Annotated in this window: 16 protein-coding genes; 11 read left to right on the top strand and 5 right to left on the bottom strand. The window is 72.6% G+C overall.

What is annotated here, in order from left to right; translation table 11 throughout:
* The first annotated feature begins 144 nt into the window (after positions 1 to 144).
* Positions 145 to 831 (top strand): TetR/AcrR family transcriptional regulator, encoded by a 687-nt coding sequence (locus PGH47_RS03315; protein WP_376011059.1) that lies wholly within the window; start codon positions 145 to 147, stop codon positions 829 to 831.
* A gap of 73 nt (positions 832 to 904) precedes the next feature.
* Here PGH47_RS03315 and PGH47_RS03310 read toward each other — a convergent pair whose 3' ends face one another.
* The 4 genes from PGH47_RS03310 to PGH47_RS03295 form a co-directional block, all read right to left on the bottom strand.
* Complete coding sequence (locus PGH47_RS03310; protein ID WP_271662127.1) at positions 905 to 1,324, bottom strand: PTS-dependent dihydroxyacetone kinase phosphotransferase subunit DhaM; 420 nt, start codon at positions 1,322 to 1,324, stop codon at positions 905 to 907.
* The gene (gene dhaL, locus PGH47_RS03305; protein WP_271662126.1) at positions 1,317 to 1,916 is read right to left on the bottom strand and encodes a dihydroxyacetone kinase subunit DhaL; all 600 of its coding nucleotides are present in this window, start codon (positions 1,914 to 1,916) and stop codon (positions 1,317 to 1,319) included. The genes PGH47_RS03310 and dhaL overlap by 8 nt, the downstream gene beginning before the upstream one ends.
* A 76-nt stretch (positions 1,917 to 1,992) precedes the next feature.
* Positions 1,993 to 2,985: a dihydroxyacetone kinase subunit DhaK gene (gene dhaK / locus PGH47_RS03300; RefSeq protein ID WP_271662125.1), complete on the bottom strand. Its 993-nt coding sequence runs from the start codon at positions 2,983 to 2,985 to the stop codon at positions 1,993 to 1,995.
* 336 nt (positions 2,986 to 3,321) lie between these two features.
* Positions 3,322 to 4,233 carry an EamA family transporter gene (locus PGH47_RS03295; RefSeq protein WP_271662124.1) on the bottom strand — a complete coding sequence of 304 codons (912 nt, stop codon included), beginning with the start codon at positions 4,231 to 4,233 and terminating at the stop codon, positions 3,322 to 3,324.
* A gap of 68 nt (positions 4,234 to 4,301) precedes the next feature.
* On the opposite strand from PGH47_RS03295, the gene PGH47_RS03290 reads away from it, so the two are divergent.
* From PGH47_RS03290 to PGH47_RS03275, 4 genes are all read left to right on the top strand, one after another.
* Positions 4,302 to 5,156 carry a LysR family transcriptional regulator gene (locus tag PGH47_RS03290; RefSeq protein WP_271662123.1) on the top strand — a complete coding sequence of 285 codons (855 nt, stop codon included), beginning with the start codon at positions 4,302 to 4,304 and terminating at the stop codon, positions 5,154 to 5,156.
* A gap of 426 nt (positions 5,157 to 5,582) precedes the next feature.
* Positions 5,583 to 6,377: an HAD family hydrolase gene (locus tag PGH47_RS03285; RefSeq protein WP_271667971.1), complete on the top strand. Its 795-nt coding sequence runs from the start codon at positions 5,583 to 5,585 to the stop codon at positions 6,375 to 6,377.
* A 50-nt stretch (positions 6,378 to 6,427) separates the two neighbouring features.
* Positions 6,428 to 8,797, top strand: coding sequence for a glycoside hydrolase family 65 protein (locus tag PGH47_RS03280; protein ID WP_271667970.1), 2,370 nt, complete (start codon positions 6,428 to 6,430; stop codon positions 8,795 to 8,797).
* Positions 8,798 to 9,113: 316 nt separating this feature from the next.
* The gene (locus tag PGH47_RS03275; protein WP_271662122.1) at positions 9,114 to 9,998 is read left to right on the top strand and encodes a universal stress protein; all 885 of its coding nucleotides are present in this window, start codon (positions 9,114 to 9,116) and stop codon (positions 9,996 to 9,998) included.
* A 3-nt stretch (positions 9,999 to 10,001) separates the two neighbouring features.
* On the opposite strand, the gene ppk2 is transcribed toward PGH47_RS03275, so the two are convergent.
* Positions 10,002 to 10,805, bottom strand: coding sequence for a polyphosphate kinase 2 (gene ppk2 / locus PGH47_RS03270; protein ID WP_271662121.1), 804 nt, complete (start codon positions 10,803 to 10,805; stop codon positions 10,002 to 10,004).
* Between the two features lie 144 nt (positions 10,806 to 10,949).
* Between ppk2 and PGH47_RS03265 the strand changes: the two genes are divergently transcribed.
* The 6 genes from PGH47_RS03265 to PGH47_RS03240 all read left to right on the top strand — a co-directional run bounded on the left by PGH47_RS03265 (position 10,950) and on the right by PGH47_RS03240 (position 17,762).
* A complete protein-coding gene (locus PGH47_RS03265; protein WP_271662120.1) occupies positions 10,950 to 11,291 on the top strand; it encodes a hypothetical protein in 342 nt (113 codons plus the stop codon).
* Between the two features lie 57 nt (positions 11,292 to 11,348).
* Positions 11,349 to 11,723, top strand: a complete 375-nt coding sequence (locus PGH47_RS03260; protein ID WP_271662119.1) for a four-helix bundle copper-binding protein — start codon at positions 11,349 to 11,351, stop codon at positions 11,721 to 11,723.
* A 72-nt stretch (positions 11,724 to 11,795) separates the two neighbouring features.
* Positions 11,796 to 12,974: an acyl-CoA dehydrogenase family protein gene (locus PGH47_RS03255; RefSeq protein ID WP_125527666.1), complete on the top strand. Its 1,179-nt coding sequence runs from the start codon at positions 11,796 to 11,798 to the stop codon at positions 12,972 to 12,974.
* A gap of 9 nt (positions 12,975 to 12,983) precedes the next feature.
* A complete protein-coding gene (locus tag PGH47_RS03250) occupies positions 12,984 to 13,907 on the top strand; it encodes an oxygenase MpaB family protein (RefSeq protein WP_271662118.1) in 924 nt (307 codons plus the stop codon).
* Positions 13,889 to 16,129 (top strand): serine/threonine-protein kinase, encoded by a 2,241-nt coding sequence (locus tag PGH47_RS03245; protein ID WP_271662117.1) that lies wholly within the window; start codon positions 13,889 to 13,891, stop codon positions 16,127 to 16,129. Before PGH47_RS03250 ends, PGH47_RS03245 begins: the two co-directional genes overlap by 19 nt.
* A 58-nt stretch (positions 16,130 to 16,187) precedes the next feature.
* Positions 16,188 to 17,762, top strand: a complete 1,575-nt coding sequence (locus PGH47_RS03240) for a phytoene desaturase family protein (protein WP_271662116.1) — start codon at positions 16,188 to 16,190, stop codon at positions 17,760 to 17,762.
* The last annotated feature ends 19 nt before the right edge of the window (positions 17,763 to 17,781 follow it).

Genomic DNA, 17,781 nt, shown 5'->3' with positions numbered 1-17,781 from the left:
GATCTCCCGTCCATGGGTCCGAAGGGCGGAACCGAGCTCGCCCAGGACGACACCCTACGACTTAATGTCTCTGAGTGACATAAAGTCGTTGTGTCGGTCGGGGAGAATTCCCGGAGAGCGATCCAGTCCGGCCGGAGGGACACCATGACCGCAGCCCGTGGCAGCACGAGCCGCTCGAAGACCTCGCCCGTCGGCCGACCCGCCGAGCGGCCCATGGGACGGCCGCCGCTCACGGAGGAGCGCAAGGCCGAGATCCGGCTCGAGATCGCGCGGGCCGCCGTGGACCTGTTCGTGACGCAGGGCGTGGCCGCGACGACGGGCGAGCAGATCGGAGCGGCGGTCGGCGTCTCCGCGCGGACCGTGTGGCGCTACTTCCCCAGCAAGGAGAGCTGCGTGAGTCCGCTGTTCTCGGCCGGCATCGACATGATCGCGGACCGTCTGCGGCGCCGGCGCCCGGGGCAACCCCTGGACGAACTCTTCGACTCGGAACTCGCGGACGAGAAGCACGTACTGGCCGGCCCCGACCGAGCAACCGTCGGCGCGCTGGTACGCCTGACCCGCACCGAACCCGGCCTGCGCGCGATCTGGCTCCAGACCTACGACGAGGCCGAACCGGCGTTCGCCCGCGCGCTCGCCGAACGCGCAGGGCTGCCCGCCGACGACCTGCGTCCGACGATCCAGGCGGCGATCTTCAACGCGGCCCTGCGCGCGGCCGTCGAGCACTACGCGTGGCACACCGCGGACACTGACCCCGACCGCGCGACCGCAGAGGCCGAACTGACGGCAACTCTGCGGTCGGCGCTGGGTGTTGCAGCGGAGGGAGTGGCGTAGGGGGAGGGGTGCGCTCGGCGTGGCCTCGGCCGATGACCGCCCTACGTCCCGTCCCCGTACCGCGCGGGCTGCCTCAGACCTTCCGGTACGTGTACGCCTCCGCGGCCGCCGCCTCCACGGCCGCCAGGTCGGCTCCGGTGGACGCCGTGACGACCGCGGCCACCGCGCCCTCGACGAACGGGGCGTCCACCAGGTGGGTGTTGTCCGGGAGTTCGTCGCCCTCGGCGAGCAGCGCCTTCACCGTGAGGACCGCGCTGCCGAGGTCGGTGAGGACCGCGACCCCGGCGCCGCGGTCCACGGAGGCCGCCGCCGCGGCGATGAGTTCGGCGCTGGTGCCGAGCTCGCCGCCCTCGGTGCCGCCCGCCGGAGCCACCGGCACCGCCGTGCCGCCGCCCGCGAGCCCTTGCGCCAGTTCGGCCACCGACGCGGCCACCTGCGCGCTGTGCGAGACCAGCACGATGCCCACCAACGGCTCGCCCTTGTCGTCACTCATCGACGGCCTCCGCGAGTCCCGCGATCAGCAGTGCCGAGGACGTGGCCCCGGGATCCTGGTGACCGATGCTGCGCTCCCCGAGATAGCTCGCACGGCCCTTGCGGGCCTGCAACGGAGTCGTCGCCAGGGCGCCCTCCTCGGCCGCGGCCCGTGCGGCGACGAAACCGTCGCCGAGCGCGTCCACGGCCGGCACCAGAGCGTCGATCATGGTCTTGTCGCCCGGCGCCGCGCCACCGAGCGTCATGACGGCGTCCACGCCCGCCCGCAGCGCCTCGGCGAACTGGGTCTCGCTCACCTCACCGGCGTCCCCGAGCGCCTTGCCGGTCCGGCGCAGCAGCGTGCCGTACAGCGGCCCGGACGCGCCACCGACCGTAGAGATGAGCTGTCGGCCGGCGAGCGTCAGGACCGCGCCCGGCGTCTGCGGGTTCTCCTTCTCCACCGCGGCCGTCACGGCGGTGAAGCCGCGCTGGAGGTTGCTGCCGTGATCGGCGTCCCCGATGGGTGAGTCGAGAGCGGTGAGCCGTTCCGCCTCGCGGTCGACGGAGGCGGCTGTGGCCGTCATCCAACGGCGGAAGAATGCGGCGTCGAGCACTGGATCTCCTTGCGTGACAGGTGTGTTGTGATCGTCCGAACTCGGAACGTCCGGCCTCGGATCGTCCGGCCTCGGATCACATGCCCCACCGCAGCCCGGGTGTGTTCACCGGCGCGTCCCACAGCCGCAGCAGTTCCTCGTCGACCTGGCACAGCGTGACCGAGGCACCGGCCATGTCGAGCGAGGTGACGTAGTTGCCGACCAGGGTGCGGGCGACGGCGACTCCGCGCTCGGCGAGCACCCGCTGGACCTCCGCGTTGAAGCCGTACAGCTCCAACAGCGGTGTCGCGCCCATGCCGTTGACGAGGACGAGGACGGGGTTGCTCGGGGTCATGTCATCCAGGATGGCGCCCACCGAGAAGTCGGCGATCTCGTGCGACGTCATCATCGCCCGCCGCTCCCGGCCGGGTTCGCCGTGGATACCGATGCCCAACTCCAGCTCGCCCGGCGGCAGATCGAAGGTGGGGCTGCCCTTGGCGGGCGTGGTGCAGGCACTGAGGGCGACACCGAAGCTGCGGGAGTTCTCGTTGACCTGGCGGCCGATCGCCGCCACCCGCTCCAGCGGCTGTCCCTCGTCCGCCGCCGCGCCGGCGATCTTCTCCACGAACAGCGTCGCGCCCGTGCCGCGCCGCCCGGCGGTGTAGAGGCTGTCGGTCACGGCCACGTCGTCGTTGACGAGCACCTTGGCGACCTGGATGCCCTCGTCCTCGGCGAGCTCGGCGGCCATGTCGAAGTTGAGGACGTCGCCCGTGTAGTTCTTGACGATGAACAGCACACCGGCCCCGCTGTCCACGGCGGCCGCGGCCCGCGCCATCTGGTCGGGCACCGGAGAGGTGAACACCTCGCCCGGACAGGCCGCCGACAGCATGCCCTGACCCACGAATCCGCCGTGCAGCGGCTCGTGCCCCGAACCGCCGCCGGAGATCAGCGCGACCTTGCCCTCCACGGGGGCGTCCCGCCGTACGATCACCCGGTTGTCCACATCGACGACCAGCTCGGGATGAGCGGCGGCCATCCCGCGCAGCGCGTCCGCGACCACGTTCTCCGCGACGTTGATCAGCATCTTCATGGGTGCCTCCTGGTGATGTGAGCGGCGGCCCTCCGACCTGCGTCTGCCGAGGTCGGAACGGGTGGAGCCGGCTGTCGAGGTGGGCGGTCCCGAGCGGTCGGGGAGGGTCCCGGCGGGAGGGTGCCGGACAGGTGGCCGCCGTGGCGGCGGGACGTCGGGTGTCGGTGGTCGTGGTGGATGTCGTCGATGTCGTCGCCGGAGCCCTGCTGTCCGAAGTATCGCGCTTACGGCAACGAAGGTCACGTGCACGCCCGCCCGGTTGCGGCATGCGGGAGGGCATGGCCCATGATCCGACGCACGGTGCGTGCTCCGCGGCCGACCGCGCCGCGGAGCCCCTCAACTCCGGGACGTCACAATGCTCAGCGCGTTGGCGGCGACGATGGCGCCGATGCCCGCCCACTCCGGCCCGCCCAGGCCCTGACCGAGGCCGACCTGGCCGACCAGGGCCGCGAGGACCGGGTTGACGCTCATGAACAGGCCGAACGCCCGGGGCGGGACGTGCCGCAGGGTGAACAGGTCCGCGAGATACGGCACGGCCGAGGACAGGACCCCGGCGGTGACCGCACAGGCGACGGCGCCGGCCGTGGGCGGATGCCGGACGGCCACGGCGATACCGATCGGCAGGAACATCACGGCCGATACACCGGCCGCGGCAGCCGCGCCCTGCGCCCCGGGCACGCGTCGGCCTACGGTGCGGTTGAGCAGGATGTACGACGCCCAGCAGGCGGCCGCCAGCAGACCCAGGGCCATGCCGAGGTAGTCGGTCGAGGGCTGCGGGCGCATCAGCGTGACGACTCCGGCCGCCGCGATCACCGCGCACCCCACGTCCACACGGCGCCGCGAGGACGCCAGGGCGATGGTGAGCGGGCCGAGGAACTCCAGGGTGACGGCCAGGCCGAGGCCGACGCGCTCGATCGCCGAGTACAGCGAGAGGTTCATGGTGCCGAACACCAGGGCCAGCAGCAGCACCGGCCACCACTGTGCCCAGGTGAACGTCCGCAGCCTCGGCCTGCCGACGGCGATCAGGACCAGGGCGGCGACGTACTGGCGCACGGCGACGACGCCGACCGGGCCGAGCACGGGAAAGGCGAGGGAGCCGATCGCGGCGCCGGTCTGGTTGGACAGACCGCTGCCGACCATCGTGGCCACGCCGGCCAGGCGACCGCCGCCCGGTTCGGAAGTGCCCGGTGCGGAGGTGGCCTGCGGGGTCGCGCGCGTCGGCGCGGCGGGAGCGGGGCGGGTGCGCATACGCCGATCGTGGGACCGGCCCATCCTTGCGCAAAATGCGTTTCCACGACCATCTATACGCTTGAGTCATGGATGTCGAGCTGAAGCAGTTGCGCTGCCTCGTCGCGATCGTCGACGAGGGCACCTTCACCGACGCCGCGATCGCCCTCGGCGTCTCCCAGGCCGCCGTCTCCCGCTCGCTGGCCTCCCTCGAACGTGCTCTGGGCGTCCGGCTGCTGCGGCGCACCTCCCGCGAGGTCACTCCCACCGGAACCGGACTGCGCGTCCTGGCGCACGCCCGCCGCGTGCTCGGCGAGGTGGACGGCCTGGTCAGGGAGGCGACCTCGGGGCACGCCCGGCTGCGCATGGGGTACGCCTGGGCGGCGCTCGGCCGGCACACCCCGGCCTTCCAGCGCCGCTGGGCCGCCGCCCACCCGGGCACCGACCTCCAGCTCGTACGCGCCAACTCCTCCACCGCGGGGCTCGCCGAGGGCGCCTGCGACCTGTCGGTCGTGCGCAGGCCGGTGGACGACCGTAGGTTCGACTCCGCCATCGTGGGACTGGAGCGGCGACTGTGCGCGGTGGCCGCCGACGACCCCCTTGCCAGGCGCCGCTCGGTCCGGCTGGCCGACCTCAGCGGGCGCACCCTCGTCGTCGACCGCCGTACCGGCACCACGACCACCGACCTCTGGCCGCCCGACTCGCGTCCGGCGATCGAGGAGACGCACGACGTCGACGACTGGCTCACGGTGATCTCCACCGGCCGCTGCATCGGCATGACCGCCGAGGCGACGGCCCACCAGTACCCGCGCCCAGGAGTCGTCTACCGGCCGGTCAGGGACGCCGAACCCATCGCCGTACGGCTGGCCTGGTGGCGCGAGGACCCGCATCCCGCCGCGCAGGCGGCGATCGAGCTGCTGACGGCCCTGTACCGGGGCGACTGACACGTCACACACGAGGGCGGGGACCGACACGCACGCGGGGCGGGGCGGGGCGGGGACCGACACGGCACATGGGGGCGGGAAGGGCCCCATCCACTTCTCGCGGATCCTGATTGCGCGGTGCGCGGCCGTGAACCGCTTCCCCGCGCCTGTCCGGGTCCTTCCCGTCACCTCCAGCACACCATGCCGGCGGCGGGTACGCCAGGGCCCGTTCGTCCCTTCATGAGGGCACAAAGGTGACAACATGGGCGGGACGGGTACCCATGAGCGGATCCCGCCCGGCGCGGGTGAACCGTCGAGTGGAGGTGGGGAGGCCGTGCGCCTCGCATTCCATGGTGCCGACGCGGCCGGACGTCCCCCGGACGCCGTAGCCGCGCGACGGCGCCCCGTGCGCCGAGCGCGCCCCGGCCCGCCCCGGCGGTCGTGACCGTGCGGCGGCCCTCCGGCGCAGGCGAATCCCGGGTCAACCCCGACCCTTCCGCGACACCGCTCGCGCCCGTCCTGCGGGATGTGCGTGCCGTCGTCTTCGACACCGACGGGGTGATCACCGACTCGGCGAAGGTGCACGCCGCCGCATGGAAGGTCGCCTTCGACGACTACCTGCGCGCCCATCCGCCCGCCGACCCCGGCCGGCGACAGCCCTTCGACGTGCGGGACGACTATCTGCGCCACGTGGACGGCAAGTCCCGCCTCGACGGAGCCGCCGCCTTCCTCGCCGCGCGCGGCATCGAAACGTCGGAGGAGACGGTCCGGGCCGTCGCGGAGGCCAAGGAGCGCCTCTTCACGGCCCGGCTGCGCGATCAGGTCGTCGACGCCTACCCGGGCACCGTACGGCTGGTGCAGGCACTGCGCGCTGCGGGAGTGCCGCGAGCCGCCGCCTCCGCGTCCCGGCATGCTGGTGAGCTGTTGAGCCGGGCGGGTGTGCTCGATCTGTTCGACGCCCTGGTGGACGGCGGCGAGGCGGCCCGGCTGGGCCTCGCGGGCAAGCCGCGGCCCGACCTGTTCCTGGAGGCGGTGGGCCGGCTGGGAGTGGCCGCCGACCGCGCCGCCGTCGTCGAGGACGCCCTGGCGGGCGTGGAGGCCGGCAGACGCGGCGGATTCGCCCTGGTGATCGGCGTGGACCGGGCCGCCGGGGCCGAGACGGGGGCGCGGCTGCTGCGGCACGGCGCCGACATCGTCGTACGCGACCTCGGAGAACTCTGTGCGGGAGGGGAGCCGAAGTGACCGATCCGGGCAGGGAGGCCGAGGCGATGGATCCGGGCACGGAAGTCGAAGTGGACGGCTGGAGCTGGGAGTACGCCGGCTACACACCCGCCGACGAGCGGCTGCGCGAGTCGCTGTGCACGCTCGGCAACGGCTACTTCGCCACCCGAGGCGCGTTGCCCGAGTGCACCGCCGACGATGTCCACTACCCGGGGACCTATGTGGCCGGCATCTACAACCGGCTGACCTCGGACGTGTCGGGCCGCCAGGTGGAGAACGAGGACATGGTCAACGTCCCGAACTGGCTGCCCCTGCGCTTCCGTATCCCCGGGGGGCCCTGGATCGACCCCGACACGTCCGACGTACTCGAACACCGGCAGATGCTGCTCCTGGCCGAAGGGCTGCTGGAGCGCCGTACGCGCTATGACCTCGGCGACAATCGTGTGTTGACGGTACGGCAGCTTCGCATGGTGCATATGGCCGACCCACATGTGGCCGCCCTCCGTACCGAGTTCACGGTCGATGGGGTCTCCGGCCGGCTGGAGGTGGAGGCCGCACTGGACGGCGGGGTCACCAACTCCGGCGTGGCCCGCTACCGGGACCTCGACGGCCGCCATCTGACCCACATCCACACCGGGACCTCCGCCCCGGACACGGTCTGGCTGCGCTGCCGCACCCGCACCTCGGACGTCCGGATCGGCCTCGCGGCCCGTCTCACCGCCGACGCGCCGGCCGTGGTGCGCCATGAACTGCCGTGTGTCATCCAGCAGTTGACGATCGACCTGGAGCCCGGCCGCACCGTCACCGTCGACAAGACCGTCGCCCTGCACACCTCCCACGACCCGGCGATCAGCGACCCGCTGCACGCCGCCGTCGACCGGGTGGGCCGGTCCCCGGACTTCGACGCGCTCGCCGCGTGGCACCGCGCGGCCTGGGACCAGCTCTGGCGCCGCGCCGAACTCGACGTACCCGGCGAGTCGGGCCGGATCCTGCGCCTGCACCTGTTCCACGTCCTGCAGACCCTCTCCCCGCACACCGCCGACCTCGACGTGGGCGTGCCCGCCCGGGGACTGCACGGCGAGGCCTACCGCGGCCATGTCTTCTGGGACGAGCTGTTCGTGCTGCCCTACCTCAATCTGCACTTCCCGGAGGTCTCCCGCGCGCTGCTCCGCTACCGCCACCGCCGCCTCGAACAGGCCCGCACCACCGCCGCGGCAGCCGGCCACCGGGGCGCGATGTACCCCTGGCAGAGCGGCAGCGACGGGCGCGAGGAGACCCAGCAGCTGCATCTCAACCCGCGCTCGGGACGCTGGCTGGCCGACCACTCCCACCTCCAGCACCATGTGGGATCGGCGATCGCCTACAACGTGTGGCAGTACTGCGAGGCGAGCGGCGACATGGAGTTCCGGCACACCAAAGGGGCCGAGATGCTGTTGCAGATCGCCCGCTTCTGGGGCGACAAGGCCGTCCACGACGACGCCATGGGGCGCTACCGCATCAAGGGCGTCGTCGGCCCCGACGAGTACCACGAGGCGTACCCGGACGCCGACGGGCCCGGCCTGGACGACAACGCCTACACCAACGTCACGGCGACCTGGGTGCTCGCCCGCACCCTGGAACTGCTGGACACCCTGCCCGAGCCCCGCCGGCGCGAACTCTCCGAACGCACCGGCCTGACCTCCGGCGAACTCGAACTCTGGGAGGACGTGTCGCACACGCTGCACGTGCCCTTCCACGACGACGTCATCAGCCAGTTCGAGGGCTACGGCGAGCTGTCCGAACTCGACTGGCACGGCTACCGGGGCCGGTACGGCGACATCCGGCGGCTGGACCGGATCCTGGAGGCGGAGGGCGACACCGTCAACCGCTACAAGGCCTCCAAACAGGCCGACGTCCTCATGCTCGGCTATCTCTTCGCACCGGCCGAACTGGGGGGTCTGTTCCGCCGGTTGGGCCACCGGCTGGAAGAGGACATGTGGCGGCGCACCGTCGACTACTACATGCACCGCACCAGCCACGGCTCCACCCTCAGCGGCCTCGTCCACGGCTGGGTGCTGGCCCGCTGCCGGCGCAGCGAGGCGTGGAAGTTCGTCCAGGAGGCCCTCCAGGGCGACATCGCCGACGTCCAGGGCGGCACCACCGGCGAGGGCATCCACCTGGGCGCCATGGCGGGCACCCTCGACCTCGTGCAGCGCGGGCTGACCGGTCTGGAGACCCGGGGCGGTGCCCTGTGGCTCGACCCCGTGCCGATGCCCGAGCTGTCCACCTACGGCTTCGCCCTGCGCTACCAGCACAACTGGGGCGTACGGCTCCGTCTGGAGCGCGGCCTGCTGGAGATCGAGGTCCCCTCCTCCGACGCCTCACCCATCGACGTACGCCTCCCGGACCGGGAGGTGTCCCTCCAGCCGGGGGAGAAGGGTCGGCTGGTGCTGCCGGACTGAGGGGGCGGGCCGGGAGCGCCGACGCGCCAGGTGGGCCCCGCCTGCTGCCGCCGTCGCTCTCCCGGCCGGTCTCGTTCAGGCGGCCCGGGCCGGTGCGGAATGCCGCGGGTGGGGGGAGGCTGGGAGGACGGCGGTCGACGGGCATGGCCGGAGCGGCCGCCACGCGGAACGGCCTGACGGCGTGGCGGTCGGCGGGCTCGGCCGGAGCGGCCGCCGCGCGGAACGGCCGTACGGCGCTTCCGGGATCCCGGCGCGCCCCGGTGCCGGCCCGCGCGGGCCGCCCGGCGTCCGCGGACTGCCCGGAAAGGGGAACGCGATGGTCGGCCCGGTTGTCGTAGGGGTGGACGGCTCGTCGTCGAGCATGGCGGCCGTGGAGGTCGCGGCGCGCGAGGCCGGGCTCCGGGGCGTGGGGCTGCGGCTCGTGCACGCCTTCGGCCGGCCCGGCGCGCACATCCCGCCCGGCGGACGGCCCTGGGAACCCAGCAGCGCCGCCGGGCTGCGCGAGCTGATCGACGGCACGCTCACCAGGGCCCAGCAGCGGGCGCACGAGACCGGGCCCGGCGTCGACATCACCCGCGAGGTCGTCGTCGGAGAACCCATCACGGTGCTGGAGATCGAGTCGCGCACCGCGTCCCTCGCCGTCGTCGGCAGCCGGGGTCTGAGCCGGTTCGGCGCGCTGATGCTCGGCTCCACCGCGGGACACATGGCCGCCCACGCCGCCTGCCCGGTGCTCGTGGTGCGCCGCAGGCCCAACCCGGCCGGGCCCGTCCTCCTGGCCGTCGACGGCTCGCCCGCGGCGCGCGGCGCGGTCGAGTACGCCTTCGCCCACGCTTCCCTGCACGGCGTACGGCTGGAGGCGCTGCACGCCTGGAGCGTGCGGAACGAGCGCGCGTACGGCGCCCCCGCCGACCCGCCCTTCGTGACGTACGACGAGGACCGGCTGCGTGACGAGGAGGAGCGGGTGCTCGCCGAGGCGCTGGGCGGGCTGGGCGACCTGTACCCCGACGTCGAAGTGGTCCGCAGGCTGGTGCGCGGACGGGTGCGGCACTCCCTCATCGAGGCCAGTGCGGACGCCGGTCTCGTGGTGGTCGGGGCGCGCGGGCGGGGCGGCTTCGCCGGGCTGCTCCTGGGCTCGGTCAGCCAGGCGGTGCTCCACCACGCCGAGTGCCCGGTGGCCGTGGTGCGGACCGAGGGGACGTGAGGCTCAGAGATTCGCCGCGTGGTCGGGGACGTAGTTCTGGAGCTCGCGCGGCGGTCGACGGTAGCCGGTCGACTCCGGACGTTCGGGGAGTTCCAGGACCGGAGGGGGCACGTCCTGGTACGGCACCGACCCCAGCAGATGGGCGATCATGTTCAGCCGCGCCCGGCGCTTGTCGTCGCTCTCGACGACGTACCAGGGCGCCTCGCGCACGTCGGTGTGCACCAGCATCTCGTCCTTGGCCCGCGAGTAGTCCTCCCAGTGGGTGATGGACTGAAGGTCCATCGGGGACAGCTTCCAGCGGCGCAGGGGGTCCTCCAGCCGACGGCGGAAACGCTCCTGCTGCTCCTCGTCGCTCACCGAGAACCAGTACTTGCGCAGCAGGATCCCGTCCTCCACCAGCATTCGCTCGAAGATGGGGCACTGGCGCAGGAAGAGCTGGTACTCCTCCTTGGTGCAGAACCCCATGACGTTCTCGACGCCGGCCCGGTTGTACCAGCTGCGGTCGAACAGAACGATCTCCCCGGCGGCCGGCAGATGCTCGACGTACCGCTGGAAGTACCACTGGGTGCGCTCGCGCTCGGTCGGCTTGGGCAGGGCCGCGATCCGGGCGACGCGCGGGTTGAGGTGCTCCGTGACGCGCTTGATGGTGCCGCCCTTGCCGGCCGCGTCCCGCCCCTCGAAGATCACGACCAGCCGAGCGCCCGCCGCGCGCACCCACTCCTGAAGCCGCACCAACTCCGTCTGGAGACGCAGCAGTTCCTTCTCGTACTGCTTGCGGGGCAGCTTCTCCGCCTTGCCGTCGCTCATGCCGCCTCCCGCATCGTCCCCGAACACTCGAACACCCGAACAGCATCGAACAGCACCGTACTGACCGTCGACGCGTGCCGCACCCCGGACAACCGATCACGACCGCACATGGGCGGACGACCGGCGGCCGGGCAGGATGGGCTCATGGACGGTGCCGATCCACACATCCACGTCGACCGACGTGTGTCCCAGTACGACGCCCGGGTGCGCAATCTGCTGGCCGGTACGTTCGGCCTGGTCGGTGACCTGCCGGAGACGGTCACCACCGGCTGTGGGCTGCGGGTGCCGTACGCGATGACCTCCGCACGGCCGGAGAGCGTCACCTGTCTGACCTGCCGCGAGCACGGCCACGACCAGCACGTCCGCCTCGCCGAGCAGATCGAGCGGCTGGGTGCGATGCCGGGCGCCGTCGTCACGGGGGCGGAGGCGGGCCGGGCGGCGGAGCACCATCGCGACCTCGCGCGGAGGTTTGCGCAGGGCGGGTGAAGCGCGGGCCCCGAAGAACCCGGGTTTGGCCCCATCCCCTCCGGCTACCCGGCCCGTGTGACGACGACGACATCCCAGCAACAGCTCGTCCAGTTCCTGGAGGACCGCTTCACCTGCGCCCAGGCCTGCACCGACTGCGCCCGGGCCTGTGCCCTGCGCGCGAGCCTGGTGGATCCGGACGGGACCGGGGAGATGGAAGTCCTGCGGCGCAAGGGCATCATGTGCGCGGAGGTCTGCGACGCGACCTGCCATGTGCTGTCCGAGCAGAACCTCCTCGACGAGGCCGCGATCCGCGCCCAGCTGGAGTGGTGCCGCTCCGTGTGCGTCGAATGCGCGCACGCTTTCGACGCGTTTCCCGGCGGCGCGGAGACGGCCGAGGCGTGCCGCAGGTGCGCGAAGGCGTGTACCGAGTTCATGGGGACCCTTGCCTGACCGTTCCCAATTTCTGGAACACGTTCTACGGTGTGCGCCGTCAGGACCGCCCTTGGGGAGCCTGGAGGCGCCGTGCATCTGGAATACACACCCGAGCAGCAGCGGCTGCGCAGCGAACTGCGCGACTACTTCGCCGAACTGGTGCCGGACCTCGCACAGACCCGCTTCACCGACCCGGCAGCGCAGAAGCGCCACTACCGCAGCACGATCCGCCGGCTCGGCGGTGACGGCTGGCTCGGGGTGGGCTGGCCCAAGGAGTACGGCGGGCGCGGCCTGACCACCATCGAACAGTTCATCTTCTTCGACGAGGCCGCCCAGGCGGGCGTACCGCTACCCCTGATGGCGCTCAACACCGTCGGCCCGACGATCATGCAGTACGGCACGGACGAGCAGAAGTCGTACTTCCTGCCGAAGATCCTCTCCGGCGAGATCGACTTCGCGATCGGCTACAGCGAGCCCGAGGCGGGCACCGACCTGGCGTCCCTGAAGACGCGCGCGGTACGCGACGGCGACGAATACGTCGTCAACGGCCAGAAGATCTGGACCACCAACGGCGACACGGCCGACTGGGTCTGGCTCGCGACCCGCACCGACCCGGACGCCCCGCCCCACAAGGGCATCACCATGCTCCTCGTCCCCACCACCGACCCCGGCTACTCCTGCACCCTCATCAACACCCTCGCCTCGCACGACACCACCGCCAGCTACTACGAGAACATCCGCGTCCCCGTCTCCCGCCGCGTCGGCGCCGAGAACCAGGGCTGGCGACTGATCACCAACCAGCTCAACCACGAGCGCGTCACCCTCGCCGCCCACGGCACCATGGCCATCCGCGCCCTGCACGACGTCCAGCGCTGGGCCATGGAGACCAAGCTCGCCGACGGCCGCCGGGTGATCGACCTGCCCTGGGTGCGCCGCCGCCTCGCGCAGACCCACGCGAAGCTCGACGCGCTCAAGCTCCTCAACTGGCAGATGGTCAGCGCCGTCCAGGACGGCACGCTCACCCCGCAGGACGCCTCCGCGGTCAAGGTCTACGGCTCCGAGGCCCGCCGCGACGCCTACGCCTGGCTGATGGAGATCGTCGCCGCACCGGGAGCCCTGAAGGAGGGCTCGGCGGGCGCCGTCCTCCACGGCGAACTGGAACGCGGCTACCGCTCCGCCGTGATCTTCACCTTCGGCGGCGGCAACAACGAGATCCAGCGCGAGATCATCTCGTGGATCGGTCTGGGGATGCCGCGGGTCCGGCGTTAGCCTTCGGGCATGGGCGATCCCGGGCTGTTCACCCCGAACTCGGTCACCTGGCAGATGCACGCCGACCCCATGATGTGGGTCGCCGGGATCCGCGCGCTGTATCTCCAGGCACTGCACCCGCGCGCGGTGCGCGGCGTCATGCAGAACTCCGACTTCCGGCACGACGCCTGGGGTCGGCTGCTGCGCACCGCGAACTTCGTCGGGACGATCACGTACGGCACCACCGAGGCCGCCGAGAAGGCCGGCGCGCGCGTGCGGAGGATCCACAGCATGCTGAGCGCCACCGACCCGGACACGGCAGAGCGCTACGGCGTCGACGAACCCGAACTGCTGCTGTGGGTGCACTGCGCGGAGATCGACTCCTACCTCCAGGTCGGACGCCGCTCCGGCTTCCGTCTCACCGACGCCGACGCCGACCGGTACATAGCCGAACAGCGTGCGAGTGCCCGCCTGGTGGGCCTCGACCCCGACGCCGTACCGGCGAACCGGGCGCAGCTGGCGGCGTACTTCGAGCAGGTGCGCCCCGAGCTGGCGTGCGGACCCGAGGCACGCGCTGTGGACGACTTCCTGCTCCGCCCGCCGACGCACCCCCTGCTCGTCCCGGCGCGCGAGGTGCTGTGGCGGCGCGTGGCGAATCTGGCGTACGCCGCCCTGCCGCCATACGCCCACGAGCTGTACGGCAGACCGGCCCCGGAACCCGCCACCGTCACCCGCCAGTTGCGTGCCACGGGCACCCTGCTGCGCTGCATTCCCGCACGTCTGCGCTGGCAACTCCCGCCCAAACACATCCTGCGCGCCATGGCACGGCTCGGTCCCGGCTCGCGCCCGGCACCGTACAAACTCGGACGACAGCTCGCCATACTGGACGAGTCGGGGGAGGGCGGGCGGACCAGCACGGGGGGCGAGCGCGGTAGATGGGGGACAGCAGGCTGATCCAGGGCCGGTACCGGCTGCTCGATCCGATCGGGCGCGGCGGCATGGGCGAGGTGTGGCGTGCGCGCGACGAGTCGCTGGGCCGGCATGTCGCCGTGAAGTGCCTCAAACCGCTCGGACCCCACCACGACCAGTCCTTCACCCGTGTACTGCGGGAGCGGTTCCGCCGCGAGGCCCGGGTGGCCGCGGCCCTCCAGCACCGCGGCGTCACCGTCGTCCACGACTTCGGCGAGTCCGACGGCATACTGTTCCTGGTCATGGAGCTGCTGCAGGGCCGCAACCTCAGCCAGCTCCTGGAGGACAACAGGCACCATCCGCTGCCCGTCCCGGACGTCGTCGAGATCGCCGACCAGGTCGCCGCCGCCCTCGCCTACACGCACCAGCAGGGCATCGTGCACCGCGATCTGAAGCCGGCGAACATCATGCGGCTCGCCGACGGCACGGTGAAGATCTGCGACTTCGGCATAGCGCGTCTCGCCCACGACATCGGCTTCACCTCCCGGCTGACCGGCACCGGCATCGCGATGGGCACCCCGCACTACATGTCGCCGGAACAGATCGGCGGCGAGGACGTGGACCAGCGCAGCGACCTGTACTCGCTCGGGTGCGTGCTGTACGAGATCGCCACCGGAGTGCCGCCGTTCGACCTCGACGACCCGTGGGCGATCCTCGTCGGCCACCGCGACACCCCGCCCCGCCCGCCGCGCAGCCACCGCGCCGAGCTGCCCGAGTTCTTCGAGCAGGTCATCCTGGACCTGCTGGCCAAGCGCCCCGAGGAACGTCCGCACGACGGGCGGGAGTTGGGCCGCCGGATCGGTCTGGGCCGTACGACACCCGCGTACGTGCCGACCGTGGTGACCCCGCAGCCCGCCCTCAGGGCCCCGGAGCCCGTCACCCGCGAGCCCCGGCTGCCGTCCTGGACCCGCGGTATGACCACCGGCCACAAGGCCACCGGCGCCGGACTGCGGACCACACCCCCGGACGCCGGGGCCGGGCTCACCGGCGAGTGGATCCCCCGGCCCACGACCGGCGGGCCCGCGGAGACCGCCGTGCCCGAGGGGCGGCCCGCCCCGTCCGCGGCGACGCTCGCCGCGCTCGCCGGGAGGCACAACGCCGGGCTGAGCCTCGGCCGGCTGGGGCGCTGGACCGAGGCGGGCGAGGTGCACCGGGCCGTCGCCGCCGAGCGCGAGCACCTCCTCGGCCCCGACCACCCGGACACCCTCGCCAGTCGCTACGAGGTCGCCTTCACCCTCAGCCGCACCGGCCGCGCCGCCGACGCCCTGCGCGAGTACAAGCACGTCGCCCGCGCCCGCAGCCTCGCGCTCGGCCCGGACCATCCCGAGACCCTCGCCGCGCGACAAGAAATGGCGTACGTACTGGGCCAGTTGGGGCGGCACTTCGACGCCCACCAGGTCTATACGTCGGTGCTCGCGGCGCGCGAGCGGACCATGGGCGCCGATCACCCCGACACGCTGCGCTGCCGCCACAACCTCGCCTTCAGCCTCAGCAGACTCGGGCGCCTGGAGGACTCGTACCGCATGGCCGACGAGGTCGCCGCCGCTCGCGCCCGCATCCTCGGCCCGCACCACCCCGACACCCTGGTAACCCGATACGAAGTCGCCTACGCACTTGGCCAGTTGGGGCGCTGGGCGGAGGCGCTCCAGACCTACCGTGAGGTCGCCGCGGCCCGCGCCCAGGCACTCGGCCCCGACCACCCCGACACCCTCGCCGCCCGCTACGAGGTCGGCATCAGCCTCGGCCGTCTCGGACTCAGCGCGGAGGCGTTCCGCCTCTACCGCGAACTCGTCGACGACCGCACCCGCGTCCACGGCCCCGCCCACCCCGAGACCCTGCGCGCCCGCCACGGCCTCGGCGTCAACCTCGGCCGTCTCGGGCACTGGGAGGAGGCCCTCGCCGAGTCCCGCGACGTGTGCGCGATCCGGGAACGGGTGCTGGGCCCCGACCACCCCGACACCCTGGTCAGCCGCCGCGAGGTCGCCGTGAGCCTCGGCTGGCTCGGCCGCTGGCCTGACGCGCTCACCGAGTACCGCAGGGTGGCTGCCGCCCGCGAACACGTCCTCGGCCCCGACCACCCGGACACCCTCGCCAGCCGCAACGACGAGGCCCACTGCCTCGAACAGCTCGGCCGCGGCGCGGAGGCGGTCGAGCTGTACCGCAGGGTGGCGGTACTGAGGCAGCAGCGGGCGACCGGCGGGCAGTGACCGACGCCCGGTCGTCCCACCTATGGCCGACCTAGATCATCGCGTGTTACCAAGAACCATGCCTGCACACGAGGGAACCCGCGCACACGGTACGTACGACGTCGTCATCGTAGGCGGCGGCCACAACGGCCTGGTCGCCGCCGCCTACCTGGCCCGGGCCGGGCGGTCCGTGCTGGTGCTGGAGCGGCTGGACCACACCGGCGGCGCCGCCGTGTCCACGCGGCCGTTCGCCGGTGTCGACGCACGGCTGTCCCGCTACTCGTACCTGGTCAGCCTGCTGCCCGACAAGATCGTGCGGGACCTCGGCCTGACCTTCCGGGTGAGCAAGCGCGACGTCTCCTCGTACACCCCCGTGGAACGGGCGGGGCGCCCGACGGGACTGCTGGTGGGCGGCGGCGAGGCCCGCACCCGGGAGGCGTTCGCCCGCCTCACCGGCGGCGAGCGCGAGTACGCGGCATGGCAGCGCTTCTACGGCATGACCGGCGAGGTCGCCCGGCGGGTGTTCCCGACGCTCACCGAACCCCTGCCGAGCCGCGAGGAACTGCGCCGCCGGGTGGACGACGAGGAGGCCTGGCGGCTGCTCTTCGAGGAGCCCGTCGGCGTCGCGATCGAGGAGCGGTTCACGGACGACCTGGTGCGGGGCGTGGTCCTCACGGACGCCCTGATCGGCACCTTCGCCGACGCCCACGACACCTCGCTGAAGCAGAACCGTTGCTTCCTCTACCACGTGATCGGCGGCGGCACCGGTGACTGGGACGTCCCCGTCGGCGGCATGGGCGCCCTCACCGACGCCCTGGCCACGGCGGCGCGCGAGGCGGGCGCGGTCATCGTCACCGGGCACGAGGCGGTACGGATCGACACGGACGGCCGTAACGCCGAGGTCACCTACCGCACGGCGGACGGCGAGGGGGTCGCCGCCGCCGGCCACGTCCTGGTCAACGCCTCCCCGCAGGCACTGGCCGCCCTCACCGGCGACACGCCGCCCACCCCCGCCGAGGGCGCCCAGCTCAAGGTGAACATGCTGCTCAAGCGGCTGCCCCGGCTGCGCGACAGGTCCGTCGACCCGCGCGAGGCCTTCGCCGGCACCTTCCACATCGCCGAGGGCTACGACCAGCTGGCCGGCGCCCACGCCCAGGCCGCCGCCGGTGAACTCCCCGCCGCGCCGCCGTCCGAGATCTACTGCCACTCGCTCACGGACCCGACGATCCTCGGCCCCGACCTCGTCGAACAGGGCTACCAGACCCTCACCCTGTTCGGCCTGCACACACCGGCCCGGCTCTTCGCGCGCGACAACGACGCCGTACGCGAGGAACTGCTGAAGTCGACGCTGGCCCAGCTCGACGCCCACCTCGCCGAACCGATCGCCGACTGCCTGGCGACGGACGAGGAGGGCCGCCCGTGCATCGAGGCGAAGACCCCGCTGGACCTGGACCACGACCTGCGGCTGCCCGGCGGGAACATCTTCCACCGGGACCTGTCCTGGCCGTACGCCCAGGAGGGCACCGGCCGCTGGGGCGTGGAGACCCGCCACGCGAACGTGCTGCTGTGCGGGGCGGGCGCGGTGCGCGGCGGAGGGGTGAGCGGGGTGCCGGGCCACAACGCGGCCATGGCGGTGCTGGAGAGCGGCGACTAGGCGGGGGAGCCGTTTTCCC

The sequence above is a fragment of the Streptomyces sp. HUAS 31 genome (assembly GCF_028198125.1).
Taxonomy (GTDB): Bacteria; Actinomycetota; Actinomycetes; order Streptomycetales; family Streptomycetaceae; genus Streptomyces; species Streptomyces chartreusis.
Note: the sequence above shows the minus strand (reverse complement) of the source record. Positions and strands in the feature narration are given on the sequence as shown.